This is a genomic window from Streptomyces sp. NPDC006544, from assembly GCF_040611715.1.
Lineage (GTDB): Bacteria > Actinomycetota > Actinomycetes > Streptomycetales > Streptomycetaceae > Streptomyces.
Map to the genome: position 1 here is coordinate 34,616 of NZ_JBEXOV010000010.1, position 12,729 is coordinate 47,344.

Annotated in this window: 9 protein-coding genes and 1 pseudogene; 5 read left to right on the forward strand and 5 right to left on the reverse strand. The window is 75.5% G+C overall.

From position 1 onward, the window contains the following. Positions 1-71: 71 nt before the first annotated feature. The 4 genes and pseudogenes from ABZY44_RS07415 to ABZY44_RS07430 form a co-directional block, all read right to left on the reverse strand. Positions 72-1,100, reverse strand: a pseudogene (locus ABZY44_RS07415) (RNA repair domain-containing protein); the annotation flags it as partial. After that, positions 1,100-3,094 (reverse strand): RNA ligase family protein, encoded by a 1,995-nt coding sequence (locus ABZY44_RS07420; RefSeq protein WP_356650879.1) that lies wholly within the window; start codon positions 3,092-3,094, stop codon positions 1,100-1,102. The gene ABZY44_RS07420 and the pseudogene ABZY44_RS07415, both read right to left, overlap by 1 nt. A gap of 128 nt (positions 3,095-3,222) precedes the next feature. After that, positions 3,223-3,915 (reverse strand): NAD(P)H-binding protein, encoded by a 693-nt coding sequence (locus ABZY44_RS07425; protein ID WP_356650881.1) that lies wholly within the window; start codon positions 3,913-3,915, stop codon positions 3,223-3,225. A gap of 864 nt (positions 3,916-4,779) precedes the next feature. Further along, positions 4,780-6,531: a VanW family protein gene (locus ABZY44_RS07430; protein WP_356650883.1), complete on the reverse strand. Its 1,752-nt coding sequence runs from the start codon at positions 6,529-6,531 to the stop codon at positions 4,780-4,782. Between the two features lie 251 nt (positions 6,532-6,782). Here ABZY44_RS07430 and ABZY44_RS07435 point away from each other — a divergent pair, with 251 nt between their 5' ends. From ABZY44_RS07435 to ABZY44_RS07455, 5 genes are all read left to right on the forward strand, one after another. Continuing rightward, the gene (locus ABZY44_RS07435; protein WP_356650885.1) at positions 6,783-7,994 is read left to right on the forward strand and encodes an NUDIX domain-containing protein; all 1,212 of its coding nucleotides are present in this window, start codon (positions 6,783-6,785) and stop codon (positions 7,992-7,994) included. 111 nt (positions 7,995-8,105) lie between these two features. Further along, on the forward strand, positions 8,106-8,642 hold the full coding sequence (locus tag ABZY44_RS07440; protein ID WP_356650887.1) for an SRPBCC domain-containing protein: 537 nt from the start codon (positions 8,106-8,108) through the stop codon (positions 8,640-8,642). 281 nt (positions 8,643-8,923) lie between these two features. Continuing rightward, positions 8,924-9,574 (forward strand): GNAT family N-acetyltransferase, encoded by a 651-nt coding sequence (locus ABZY44_RS07445; protein ID WP_356650889.1) that lies wholly within the window; start codon positions 8,924-8,926, stop codon positions 9,572-9,574. Between the two features lie 87 nt (positions 9,575-9,661). After that, entirely contained in the window at positions 9,662-10,180 is a 519-nt protein-coding gene (locus tag ABZY44_RS07450; RefSeq protein ID WP_356650891.1) for a hypothetical protein, read from the forward strand. A gap of 162 nt (positions 10,181-10,342) precedes the next feature. Further along, positions 10,343-11,188 carry an alpha/beta hydrolase gene (locus ABZY44_RS07455; RefSeq protein WP_356650893.1) on the forward strand — a complete coding sequence of 282 codons (846 nt, stop codon included), beginning with the start codon at positions 10,343-10,345 and terminating at the stop codon, positions 11,186-11,188. Between the two features lie 101 nt (positions 11,189-11,289). On the opposite strand, the gene ABZY44_RS07460 is transcribed toward ABZY44_RS07455, so the two are convergent. Further along, entirely contained in the window at positions 11,290-12,669 is a 1,380-nt protein-coding gene (locus ABZY44_RS07460) for a DEAD/DEAH box helicase (RefSeq protein ID WP_356651030.1), read from the reverse strand. Positions 12,670-12,729 lie beyond the last annotated feature (60 nt).

Here is a 12,729-nt window from a genome sequence, read left to right on the forward strand (position 1 = left end):
TCCACCCCGTAGTGGTCGGACAGGAACAAGCCGTCGGGAGCGGGGCGGTCGCCGCGCAGCGCGGCCTCCGTCACCCGGACGTCCGCCGACCGCAGCAGGATCCGGTCCAGTCGCGCGGCCCGACCCGACAGCGAGCCCACCGCGGCGAGCGGATTGGCGACCGGATCGAAGGTCGGCGTCCGGTCGTCGACGCCGTGTACCTCGTTCCACGCATCGCGCAGCCCCAGCACGGCCGCGGGCCCCTCGGCTCCCGAGCGCCCGTCGTTGAAGTCGCCCAGCAGCGCCACCGCGTCCGCATCGACCCCGGCCAACCCCTCGCGGAGCGAGGTCAGTTCGTCCGTGCGCCGGTCGGCTCCACGCTCCGTGTGGTCACTCGTCAGGTGCGTCGCGACGACGACGAGCGGCCCGCCCGCCGTGTCCACGGTGACCGCGACGGCCGCCTTGTGCGGACCGAGCACGTGCACGCCCGCCTCCCGGACGGGCAGTCGACTCAGGACCAGCAGCCCGCTCTCGGCCACGTCCCGCCCGCCGGGATCGGCCGCGACCGTGTAGCCGTCCCGCACCCACGGCTCGGCGAGCAGCATCGCGAGCAGCTCGCGTTCCACCTCCTGGAGTGCGATCACGTCGGCGTCGGCCGCGGCGAGGTCCGCCAGCAGCAGCGGCCTGCGCCGTGCGGTGGAGATGCGCGGGGCGTCGTACCGGTCCCAGAGCGTGTTCCACGTCAGCATCCGCACCCGGGCGTGATCCGTCGCGCGGGCCCCGTCCTCGGAGGCGGGCTGCCAGGAGCCGCCGCCCGCGGGGTCCCAGGCGTAGGGCGTCCGCGCCGTGAAGAAGGGCGCCCGCAGCAGCCTCGGTGCGCGGACCCGGCCGGCGGCCGTGCTGTCGACGACGTCCAGTCCCGTCGCCCGGTCCCATACCAGCTCGCCGTCCGCCTCGACGAACAGCACGCGGTGCCACGGGACGTCCCCGCCCGGCACGAAAGAGGGCAGCGGAACCCGCTTGGGCGCGGCCCCGCGCTGCAGCACCCCGAACGTGAACCGTGCCGGGTCGAACCGCGGATCCCAGCGGACCTGGTGGTAGAGCTCCTCGCTGGTACGCATCAGCCGTCCCCGCCCCCCGTCGTCACCGCCGGTGCCGGTGCCGTTGCCGTTGCCGTTGCACGAGCCGGCGTCGTGGCGGTCCCATCAGGGGCGATCGTCCCCGCCGTGTCCTCCACGGTTCCGCCCGCCCCGAGGTACCAGGTGCGGTGCGCCTCGCCGGGGTACGGCGGCGCGAACCGGTGCAACTGGGAGGTCAGCACGTGTGCCGGTACGGGGTGAGGCCGCGTGGAGTTGCGGCGCAGCAGCTCCGCCTCCCCGACCAGGACCACCGCGTGCGTGACCAGCGCGCCCCGCCGGCGCGCGACGGCGCCGGCCAGCCCGCGCTGCTGCCCGGTGAGCGAAGTGGCGTCCCAGACCACCGTCCCGCCGCGTGGCGCGGCGGCGGCCAGGGCCGAGTCCAGCCGCTCCAGGCCCTCGCGCAGCACGTCCGCGTTGTCCCGCTGGTCCGCACGCGAACCCCGCGCCGTGCGCAGATCGTCGAGGCTGATGCAGGTCTCCACTCCCGGCAGGGCGCGGGCGAACGTGCTCTTCCCGCTGCCCGAGGGCCCGCACAGCTGCACCAGCCGGGGGAAGGACCCGCCGTCCCGCCACCGCCAGGTCGCCGCGACGGCCTCCTCGGGGCCCGACACCTTGCCCTGTCCGTACGCGGTGCGGGCCTCGGCCCAGCAGCGGTCGGCCGCGTCGGTGTCGGTGATCCCGGCGGCGGCGAGCGCCTCGCGCAGCCCGGCCCGCAGCGGGTCCAGTGGCGCGGGCCCGAGCAGCCCCGCCTCCTCGGCGTGCAGCGCGGACCACTCGACGGCCTCCAAGGCCTCCCCGTCCCGGTATTGCCCGCGCTCCGTGGCGGACCGGGCGGTCTTCCCCTCGTCGTCCCGCCGAGGCACCGGCCCGGGGACCACCCCCGCCAGTGCGTGCAGTACGCCCAGATCCGCGGCTTCCGCCATGCGCACCAGCCCGGCCCGCCGCTCCTCGTCCGGGTGGGGGAACGGCCTGCGCAGGGCCGGGTACAGCCCGACCAGGTCCGCGACCCGCCGCGCCGTGTTCATCCCGAGCGGCCCCGCCGCGAGCCCGGCCGCGAGGCGGGCCCGGGGTACGCCGTGCAGCGCGGCCGCCAGGATGCCTGCCAGCCGGTCCTCCCCGGACCGGCGCACGCCCAACCCGTCGATGCGGTCGGCGACTTCGGCGGCGGCCTGTTCGACTTCGCAGGCGATTCCCCCGGCCTCGGCGAGGAGTCCCCCGCCCGCGGCCCCCGCCGCCGCGGCCTCGGCCGCCCCCGCAGCCGCCGCCCCGGCTGCCGGCACGGCCTCCGCCGTCCCGACCGCGCGCAGCAGCCCTGCCACATCGGGATCGGCTCCCGACCGCACGTCCCACAAGGCGGCGGCCGGGCCGAGCCCGTTCGCCACCACCGGCGCGTACATCCAGTGCGTGTCCGTCCGCACATGGCCGCCGCGCACCCATTTGGCCACGCGTCGCCCGAAGTCGGCCCGCTCGAAGCCCGCCGCCGTCCGGATGACGTACCCCTCCTGCCGTGCGGTGTCGAGCCGGAGCCTGCGCAGCGCGCGCTCGTCGAAGACCCCGCGCCAGAGCACGCGCGGTCCCGGCACGCCGAGGCCGCGCAGGAACCGCACCGTCCGGTCCCAGTCGAGGCAGCGCTCGCCGTCCCACACGGAGAACCCGTAGAACCACGCGTCGAGTTCCTCGTACGCCAGCGAGTGCCGGGCGTAGACGTTCTCCCCGCACACGCGCCAGCCCGCCGGGATCCCCGCGCCGATGCGGCTCTGCAGGCCCTTCACCCAGGCCCGCGAGGGGTGGTGGCCCGAGTCGAGCGAGCGTGCGTGCAGGCCGTCCGCGTAGAGGGTGGTGTTCTCCCCGTCGAGCTTCTCGGTGACCACCACCTCGCGCCCGGCCAGCCCGTCCACCCCGGTGGTGCGCACGTCGTCGGAGGTCGCGCCCGGCGACCACGGCAGATGCGGGGTCCGGGGGTAGTGGGTGCGCATGGTCCGCTCCTGCTCGACGACGGGGGTGCCCGGTCACTTTAGGTAGCCGGGCCGGCGTCGAACCAGTGAATATTGCGATCCCCTTCGCGCCCCGGGCCGTGTCCCCCGAGGGTCCGGACCGCCCCGGGTCAGTATCCGATCGTGAACCGCCGGCCCGCGTGCGCGTCGCGCTCGATCTCGTCGACCAGCGCGACGGCGTAGTCCTCCGTGGAGATGCGGCTGCGGCCGTCCTCGTCCACGACGAGGTCGTCGAGCCCCAGCCGGTACGTTCCCGTCCGCTCGCCCGGCTCGATCAGCGCGGCCGGGCTCAGGTTGGTCCAGTGGACCTCGTCCACCGGGACGGTCCGCAGGAAGTCGAGCGCCTCCCCGTGGGCGTGCATGACGGCGAGGACCGGCTCCGGGATCCCGGCGCCGTCCCACACCAGCGGCCCGCCCGGGGTGCGCAGCGAGCCCGCGCCGCCGACGGTGATCACGCGCGGCCGGGGCGGCGCTCCGTCGATGCCGAGCGCCTGCACACCGCCGATCAGGGATTTGACGGCGCTGAGGAGCGTGGTGGGATCCCCGGGGCCCGGTCCGAACGCGCTCACCACCACGTCCTGCCCGGCTGCCGCCTGGGTGACGGACGCGGGGTCGAGCACGTTGCCGCGTACGACCACGGGCGCTCCGGCCCTGCCGGCGGCGCCGGAGCCACCGGCACCGTCCCCGCCGAGCCGAGCCGGATCGCGTACGACGGCCGTGACCTGGTGCCCGCGCCCGAGTGCTTCCCGCAGCACCCGGGAACCGATCGTTCCGGTCGCGCCGAAGAGTGCGATCCTCGTCATGCCGACTCCTGGGGGTGGAGGCTGTGGGGACCCCGGCCGGGGCCCGCCCGGCCCATCCAAGCGAATCCCGGCCCCCGCGCCCGGCAGCGCCACGCGGTCGGCGACGGGGCGTCGACGACGGGTGGTCCGCGACCGGCGCGTGAGGACACGGACCGGTGCCCACGTGGCGGGTGACACAGGGTCACCCGCCACGCGGTCAATGACACGCGGTCAGTGACACAGCGCCACGATGGACGGGTCGACCGTCCCCCGCGCCGCCGCGCACAGCGGCGCCATGTCGTACGTACGGTTCGGCGCGGGCCGGGGCCTACGGGGCTGCGCGGCCGGCGGCCGTGCGGGCCTGGCGGCGTGCTCGACGGCGGGCCGTACGGCCCGTGCGGGCTTGGAGCGCCGCGTCCGCTCCGGCCGGTGCCGCGGTGGGCCGGGCCTCGCAGCGTGCCGCTCCCCGGCGACGGGCACGGGCACGGACGCGGGAGCAGGCGCGGCCGCCCCGGGATCGGGGGCGACGGCCGTGTCCGGCCCGGGAGCCGAAGGCTCCGCGCCGGCCTGCGGCAGCCGCCCCAACGGCGCCGCCTCCACGGTGGGTTGCGGCCCGGCCGTCCTCCGGTCGGCGGACACCGGCCGTGGCCCGCCCCCGGTTCCCGGTGGCCCCGGCTCTGCCGGCCGTACGGTCACGCACCCGGCCGTCATGGCCAGCGCGACAACGATCAGGGGCACCCACGGTCCCCGGCGCGACTGCATCCGTCCACCCTGCCGCACGGACCCCCGTATCCGGGCACGTCCTCACCCGCACGAGTGGTGCGGACCGGCGGGAGGGCCGGGCCCGCCCGGCCCGGGTCCCTGCGGCCGCGCCCGTTCAGCGCATCACCCGCACGTCACGCTGTCGCGCGGCGTGTAACGGGTGTTCAGCGTCTCCCGCTTGACCTCCTGCCCGCCCTTGACGAACACCCGGTCGACGGCGACGTCGAAGCCCTCCAGCGGGGACTGGGGCTCACACTTCGGCCCGGTGCCGTCGCGCGTGGCCGGCGGCTTGACGTTCGTACGGGGACCCTTGGAGGCGCGTATCTCGTCGTACCGCTTCGTCCCCAGGAAGGTGATGGTGACCGACGTGTCGGTGGCCTCGGCCTGGATGTAGAGGGCTTTGCCCGAATCGTTGGCGAAGCGCAGGTCGAGGCTGCCCCAGGCGACGGTGGCCTCGCGGCCCTCCGGGTAGCGCTCGATGTAGAAGGAGTGCGCCCCGTACTCCACGGGCTTGACCCCCGAGAAGAACATGGCGTTGAAGACGGTGGTGGCGACCGCCGACACCCCGCCCCCCGACGCCTTCTCGTACTGGCCGTTGTTGATGATCAGACCGTCGACGAAGCCGTTCGCCTTCGTGCGTTCCCCCACCCTGCGGTTGAAGCTCCACGTCTCGTCGGGCATAACGAGCGAGCCGTTGATGAGCTCTGCGGCCCGGCCTATGTTCGTGGTCCGGTAGGGGGCCTTCTCGAACTCGACCGTGAAGGAGGACACCTTCTCCTTGATGCCGAGCTGCTCGACCGTGTTCCGGGACAGCGCCGGCTGGACCGTCTCCGTGGCGACCTCGCCCGTACGCTCCGCCGCGCCGGTACGGGTCAGCAGGGGCAGCACGACCGCGCCGAGGCCCTGCTCGCTGATCCGGCGTCCGGCGCGGCCCTCCTGGGCGACGCCGATCCGGCCGGCGGAGTCCGTGCTCAGCCTGGCCTCGACGGGGCCGGGCGTGGCCCGGCGCACCGGACCGACCAGCTCGGGGTCGGCGAGCAGCGCCTTGGCGTCGAGGGCGGGGGCGAGGCGGCCCTGCCCGTCGTCTTCCAGGGCGAGGTGCCTGGCGAGGACGGCCGGCCCGACGGGTATGCGCCTGCCTTCCACGGTGAGGGTCACCGGCGCGGACATCGCGGGCTCGGCGAACTCCTTCACGGCCCGTTCCGTCTCCTGCAGGCCGATGCGCGGCTCCGTGCGCCGGACGGGAAGGTCGACGGGCTCGCCCGCCGAGTCCCGGGCACGGGGAGGGGAGGAGCGCAGGACGCCGACGGAGCCGTCGATGTCGAGAGCGGTGCCGGTGACCGGGGCCACCGCCTTGGGCTTGCCCTTCTCGAAGGCGACCGAGCCTTCCCTGGCCTCCTGCCGGGTCTTCGCCGCGATGTCCTCCAGGGCGGCGCGGGCCGCCTTCTCGTCCAGCCGGACCACGGGCTCGACGTCGGGATCGCCGGAGGAGAACAGCCGCCCGATCACGCTGACCGGGTCGGCGCCGGAGCGGGCCGCCCGGTCGGCGGTGGCGCCGGAATCCAGGGACAGGCCGAGCGTCGCCGGCAGCGCCTGCCCGGTGTGCTGCCCGATCCGCAGCGGCAGCGGGGCCGCTGAGGACGGGCCCAGTTCCCGGTCGAGGGTCTGCCGGGCCTCGGCGCGGCTCATGCCCCCGATGTCGATGCCGCGCACCTTCGTGCCGACGGCGACGTCCTCGCCGGCCAGCAGCAGGCCGGCGGCGTACAGCCCGCCGAAGCCGAGGACCGCGACGCCGCCTGCCACACCCGCGACGCCCGGGACCGACCGCCGCCTGCCGGGGGCCGCCCCATTGCCGCTTCGGGGTGCGCGTCGCATGTCGGGTCTCTCCTCGCTCCGGTGACGTGGTCGGGCCGACGGTTTTCAGGCCGGCAGCCCGCCCGGCGAACGTAGCAGGGGACGCGTAACCGACCCATAAGGAGGTATAGGGGTGGCAAAGGAGCCGGGGGTGATCTCCGTAACCCGGGGGCCGCCCGCACTGTTGCACAGCCGGCGGGCCCGCCCGCCTGGCCGCTCGCCCGCCCGCCCACCTACGCACGGTGAACGTCTTTGCCGGTGAATGGAGTTCGATGCCGCAGCTGACCGACGAGGCCGTGACCGAGGACCCGGGCGGTACCCCGGCCACGGAGCCGCCACCGGCCCCGGCCCCGCCACCGGCCCCGCCACAGGTCTCGGCCCCGCCGACGGCTGCGGCCCCCGCCCCGGCTGCGGGCCCGGCCGCCACGCCGCTCGCCGGTGCGGGTCCGCGCCGGGATCCGCACCGGGATCCGCACCCGGACCGGCCCCCGTCCCCGCAGCCGGGCACCTGGATGACCCCGGAGGCCTACGGGGCCTCGCGCGCCGCGCTCTGGACCGGAGCGGTCGTCCTCGTCACCGACACCGACGGCCGCGTCCTCGTCCAGAGCGTCGACTACCGCCCCGACCGGCTGCTGCCCGGCGGCGCGGTGGACGCGGGCGAGGCGCCGGCCGCGGCGGCCGCCCGCGAGATGTACGAGGAACTGGGCGTCGACGCCCGCTACCCGCGCGCTCTCGCCGTCGACTGGATCCCCGCCGACACGCCCGGATTCCCGCCCGAGATGCGCTTCCCCGGGGAGATCCTGCACGTCTTCGACGGCGGGACCTGGACGCGGGAGCGGATCGACTCCGTCCGGCTCCCCGCCCAGGAGATCACCGGAATCCACTTCGTCGAACCGGCCGAGCTGGCCGCCCTGATGGACGCGGGCGACGCCCGCCGCACGCTCTCCGCGCTGCGCGTGCGGATCAACGGAGGCGGCGCCGCCCTGCTCGAGGACGGCCGCCCCACGACGCCCACCGCCCTGGACCGGCTCGGCGTCCTGCGCAGCCGCCGCGTGCGGCAGCACGGCAGCTGGCACCCCGCCCCGGCTCCCGCTCCCGCGCACCTGCCGCTACGGGACTCCGCGGGCTGGCTCTTCGCCCCCGACGGGCGGGTCCTGCTGCTCGTCGCGCGTGCCACCGGCACGGCCCACCTCCCGTCCCCGACGGCCGGCCCCACCACGGGCGCCCGCCCGCTGGGCCACCGCCGAGCCGACCAGGGCGCCCACCCCCGCACCGCGGCCCGGCTCACGTCCCTGCCCCCGGCCCGGGACCCGGCGTACGCGCGCCTGCTGGCCACCCCCGAGCAGGTCCGCGAACTCAGCGACTGGGGCCCGGCGGGTCACGAGGAACTCGCCGCCGTCCATGCCGCCCGCAGCCACCTCGCCCTCCCGGCCCCGCCCCGCACCCCGCCGACGGAACTCCCCCCGGAGGGCTGCCGCTGGTGACCCCGGACCTCCACGCGTACGCGCTCCACGTGCGCGGGGGCGAGGCCGGGCCGGGTGGGGCTGTGCGCCTCAATCCCTCTTCCGCGGCCCGTGGTCCCGCAGCATGGGGGGATGAGCGAGACTGCGATCACCTACACCGTGTACGTCCAGGCCGACCCCGCACGCGTGTGGCAGGCCCTGACCGAGCCCGCGTTCACCCGCCGCTACTGGGGTCTCGACTTCGAGACCGACTGGGGGGTGGGATCGACGATGGACTGGGTGGAGCGCGGGACACGGACCAGCGATCCGGAGCAGGTGGTGCTGAAGTGCGTACCGAACCGGCTGCTCTCCTACACCTGGCACACCTTCACCCCGCAGTGGGCCGCCTCCGCGGGCATCGCCGAGGAGCTGCGGGCCGAGCTGGCGCGCGAGCGGCGCACGAAGGTGACGTACGAGATCGAGCCGGTCGGTGACACGCTCGCGCGACTGACCATCCTCCACGAGGACTTCGAGCCGGGCGGCACCCTCATCGGCATGTGCGCACGCGCCTGGCCGATGCTCGCCTCCAGCCTCAAGACCCTCTTGGAGACCGGCGCCCCCCTGCCCGAGCAGGGCCGCGCGGGCGAGCAGGGTTCGGGCGGCTACGAGTCCTACGCCTCCGAGGCCTGAGGCCCGCCCCCCCGGCGGCCGCCGGCCGCCCCGCCGTCCGCCGTCCGCTGTTCTCCGGTCCGGTCCGGTCCGGCCCGGTCTGATCCGTCCGGGGCGGGCCCGACTTCGAAGGGCATCCGGCTTCGCACCCGGATGCCCTCGCCGGTGGTGGTTCCTCCCGCGTGCTCCCCGGTGGACACCCGTGAAACCCACTCTGTGATCATGGCGGAGGTCGTCCACAGGAGCGCAGACATGTCCATCGAGCACGGCAGCGTCATCACGTCCGCACACGTCGAGCAGGTGTGAGCGTGAAACTCGCCGAGATCCTCGACGCCGCCGCCGTCGGCCGCTTCCCCGCACCCGACGGAACCACCACCGTCGTACCGCAGCCGAGCCCCCGCGACGCCGGGGTGCTGGCCTTCACCGCGCACTCCGTGATCTTCACCGACGAGGACCCCGCCTGGGTACGGGCCACCCTCGCCGCCGTCGACTGCGACAGCCTCGCCGCCAGCATGAACCCGCGGTTCCTCGCCGTGCTCCTCGACCGCAGCGGCCGGGCCCACGACACCACCGACCTGCTCACGGTCGCCGACGCGCTGCCCGGTGAACCCGACCTGGAACTGAGGGAGATCGACGATCCCGACCACCCCCGGGTCCGTCGGGCCCGCCTGCGGCGCGACGGTGTACGGGTCTGGTCGGCGCCCGCCGCCGGGGGAGTGCTCGTACTCGGCCGCGGGGTGGCGGGCCGCTGGGAGACCGCCATCGAGGTGGACGAGTCCGCCCGGCACCGGGGACTCGGACGGGAACTGGCCCGGGCCGCACGCCACTTGGTCCCCGACGGGGAGCCGCTCTGGTCCCAGCAGGCCGCGGGCAACGCGCGCAGCATCCGCGCCTTCCAGGCCGCCGGGTACCGGCCGGTCGGCTCGGAGGCCCTGATGCTGGCGCGCCCCTGACCGCACGGACCGGGGGAACGGCCGCGCCGGCGCCTGCGGACCACCCCTGGCCGTCGGCCGTTCACCGCGGTCGTGTGGAATGGCGGCATGGGGAGTAGCGAGTACCAGATACGCCAGGGGGGTGGCCCCGTGAACCAGGACGCGGGGAGGACCGGGGCCGCCGCGCCGCCGGAGCACTGGCGATACGCTCGTCACCTGGAGTCCCTGGCCGCAGTTTCCGGGCCCTCGGAGGCGGAGGCCGTGGCCACCGTCCTGCGTGACCCCGACCCGGTGATGGCCGAGAGCGCGGTCGTCACGCATCTGGACCGGCGGGCGTCCCGCCTGATGGCGGAGGAGGCCTTCCCCGCCTGGGCGCAGGCCGTGGGCGAAGCCATCGGAGGCCGCTCCTTCCCGGCCCGCCGGCTGCGGGAGTGGATCCTGCTGAGGGCCATCACCCGGGGCGAGACCTGGTCGCGGGCGGAGCTCCTCGCCGCCTCCGACTGGTGTCAGCGCACGGCAGCCCAGTCGCTGCACGCGGAGGAGGCCCTGCGGCTGCTCGCCACCGGGGCCCGTACCCGGCGGGTGCGCAACACGGCGGTCCAGCGGCTGCTACGGCGGGCCGCCTGAGCGCCTGAGCGCCTGAGCGCCTGAGCGCCTGAGCGCCTGAGCGCCTGAGCGCCTGCGCGGTGGTGCCGCGGAACGCATACCTGGCCGGCGACCGCGTCGGCCGCGGGCCGTGCGGGGGAAATGCCGTTGTGCTTACCGCGCGGCGGCGTTGAGGATGTCGGCATGCCTTCCTTCACCGCCCCGGACGGGACCACGCTCGCCTTCCACGTCTTCGGGGAGGGCGAGCCGCTGCTCTGTCTGCCCGGCGGCCCGATGTGCGCGTCCGCCTACCTGGGCGACCTGGGCGGACTGTCGGAGCACCGCGAGCTGGTCGTCCTCGACCTGCGCGGCACCGGCGAATCCGCGCTCCCGGCCGACCCCGCCACGTACCGCTGCGACCGCCAGGGCGAGGACGTCGAGGCACTGCGCCGTCACCTCGGCGCGGAGCGGATCGACCTGCTCGCGCACTCGGCCTCCGGCGACCTCGCCCTGCTCTACGCGGCCCGGTATCCCGAGCGGGTCCGCTCCCTCGTGCTGGTCGCGGCCCGCGCCCGGGCGCTGGGCATCGACTTCCCGATGGAGGGCCGCAAGGAGGCCGTGGAACTACGGGCCGCCGAGCCCTGGTTCGAGAGCACCCGCCGGGCCCGGGAGGCGGTCTGGGGCGGTACGGCCACCGAGGCCGACCTGGACGCCATGATCCCTTTCAGCTACGGCCGCTGGGACGCGACCGCGCGGCAGCACGTCGCCTCGTGCGCCGACGGGTACAACGACGAGGCCGGGCCGCTCTTCGCGGCCGAGGGGGCCTTCGACCCGGAGTCCGCGCGCGCCGCCCTCGCGGGTCTGGCGGCGCCCGTGCTGTTCGTGGCCGGAGACGTGGACCCCGGTCCGCGGCCCGAGACCGCTCGGGAGGCCGCCGCGTTCATTCCCCGCGCCGAGGTCGTCGTCCAGGCGGCCGCCGCACACTACCCCTGGCTCGACGACGCCGAGGCCTTCAGGCGGACCGTCCGGACCTTCCTGGACCGCGTCTGACCGGATGAACCGGCGTCGGGCACGGGCCCGCCGCGACGCGCGCGGTGCCGGCCCCCCGGACCCGGGAAGCCTGCACCGCGGCCGTCACGCCTGACGCGGCACTAGTTCGCGCCCCGCCGCACCCGGGCCGCCGCGCGGGCCTCCGCCGCCTGCCTGGCCTCGATGGTCCTGCGGGACTCCTTGCCCTTCCCGGGCCGTCCCGGCCGGGTCCCGATGCCGCGGAAGCCGAGGTCCGAGCCCGAGGGCCGGCCCTTGGCATCGGTCGCCGCGGCGCCCGCCAGCGGCACGCCGGACGGGGCCTTCGCCCCGGTGATCCGGCTCAGCGCGGCCTCGCCGGAGCGGACCTGGGTGATGGTCGGCCGGATCCTGGCGTCCGCCATCAGCCGGACCATGTCGCGCCGCTGGTTCGGGGTGACCAGGGTGACGACCTTGCCGGACTCGCCGGCCCGCGCCGTACGGCCGCCGCGGTGGAGGTAGTCCTTGCTGTCGGCGGGCGGGTCCACGTTGACGACGAGGTCGAGGTCCTCGATGTGGATGCCGCGGGCGGCGACGTTGGTCGCGACCAGGACGCTGAGCAGGCCGTCCTTGAACTGCCCGAGGGTCCGGGTGCGCTGCGGCTGGGACTTTCCGCTGTGCAGCCCCTCCGCCCGTACGCCCATGGCCCGCAGGTGCTTCACGAACTGGTCGACCCCGTGCTTGGTGTCCAGGAACATCAGCACGCGGCCCTCGCGCGCCGCGATCTCGGTCGCGGCCGAGACCTTGTCGGCGGCGTGGATGTGCAGCACGTGGTGGTCCATGGTGGACACCGAGGCCGACTGCGGGTCCACGGAGTGCCCGACCGGGTCCTTCAGGTACCGCTGGACCAGCTGGTCGACGTTGCGGTCCAGGGTGGCCGAGAACAGCATCCGCTGGCCGGCGTGGTGCACCTGGTCGAGGATCTCGGTGACCTGGGGCATGAACCCCATGTCGCACATCTGGTCGGCCTCGTCGAGCACGACGATCTTCACGCGCTCGAGGTGGACGTCGCGCCGCCCGATGAGGTCGCTGAGGCGCCCGGGGGTGGCCACCACGATCTCGGCCCCGGTGCGCAGCGCGCCCGTCTGCTTGCCGATCGACAGACCGCCGACGACCGTGGCCATGCGCAGCTTCAGGGCCTGCGCGTACGGGGTCAGCGCCTCGGTCACCTGCTGCGCCAGCTCGCGCGTCGGTACGAGGACCAGCGCGAGCGGCCGCTTCGGGTCCGCCTGCTGCCCGGCCGTGCGGGCGAGCAGGGCCAGGCCGAAGGCGAGGGTCTTGCCCGATCCGGTACGACCGCGGCCGAGGATGTCGCGGCCCGCGAGGGAGTTGGGGAGGGTGGCCGCCTGGATGGGGAACGGCGTCGCGACCCCCTGGTCGGCCATCGTCTTCACCAGCTCAGGGGGCAGGCCGAGCTCCGAGAAGGACTCCACCGGCGGCAGCGCCGGCGTGGTCGTACGGGGCATGGAGTATTCGCCCTGGGGGCCGAGGGTCCGCGGGGTCTTCCCGCCGCCCTTCGCACCGCC

Coding starts and splice junctions, on each gene's coding strand:
- ABZY44_RS07420 (WP_356650879.1), bottom strand. CDS start 3,094: ATGCGCACCCACTACCCCCGGACCCCGCATCTGCCGTGGTCGCCGGGC.
- ABZY44_RS07425 (WP_356650881.1), bottom strand. CDS start 3,915: ATGACGAGGATCGCACTCTTCGGCGCGACCGGAACGATCGGTTCCCGG.
- ABZY44_RS07430 (WP_356650883.1), bottom strand. CDS start 6,531: ATGCGACGCGCACCCCGAAGCGGCAATGGGGCGGCCCCCGGCAGGCGG.
- ABZY44_RS07435 (WP_356650885.1), top strand. CDS start 6,783: ATGCCGCAGCTGACCGACGAGGCCGTGACCGAGGACCCGGGCGGTACC.
- ABZY44_RS07440 (WP_356650887.1), top strand. CDS start 8,106: ATGAGCGAGACTGCGATCACCTACACCGTGTACGTCCAGGCCGACCCC.
- ABZY44_RS07450 (WP_356650891.1), top strand. CDS start 9,662: ATGGGGAGTAGCGAGTACCAGATACGCCAGGGGGGTGGCCCCGTGAAC.
- ABZY44_RS07455 (WP_356650893.1), top strand. CDS start 10,343: ATGCCTTCCTTCACCGCCCCGGACGGGACCACGCTCGCCTTCCACGTC.
- ABZY44_RS07460 (WP_356651030.1), bottom strand. CDS start 12,669: ATGCCCCGTACGACCACGCCGGCGCTGCCGCCGGTGGAGTCCTTCTCG.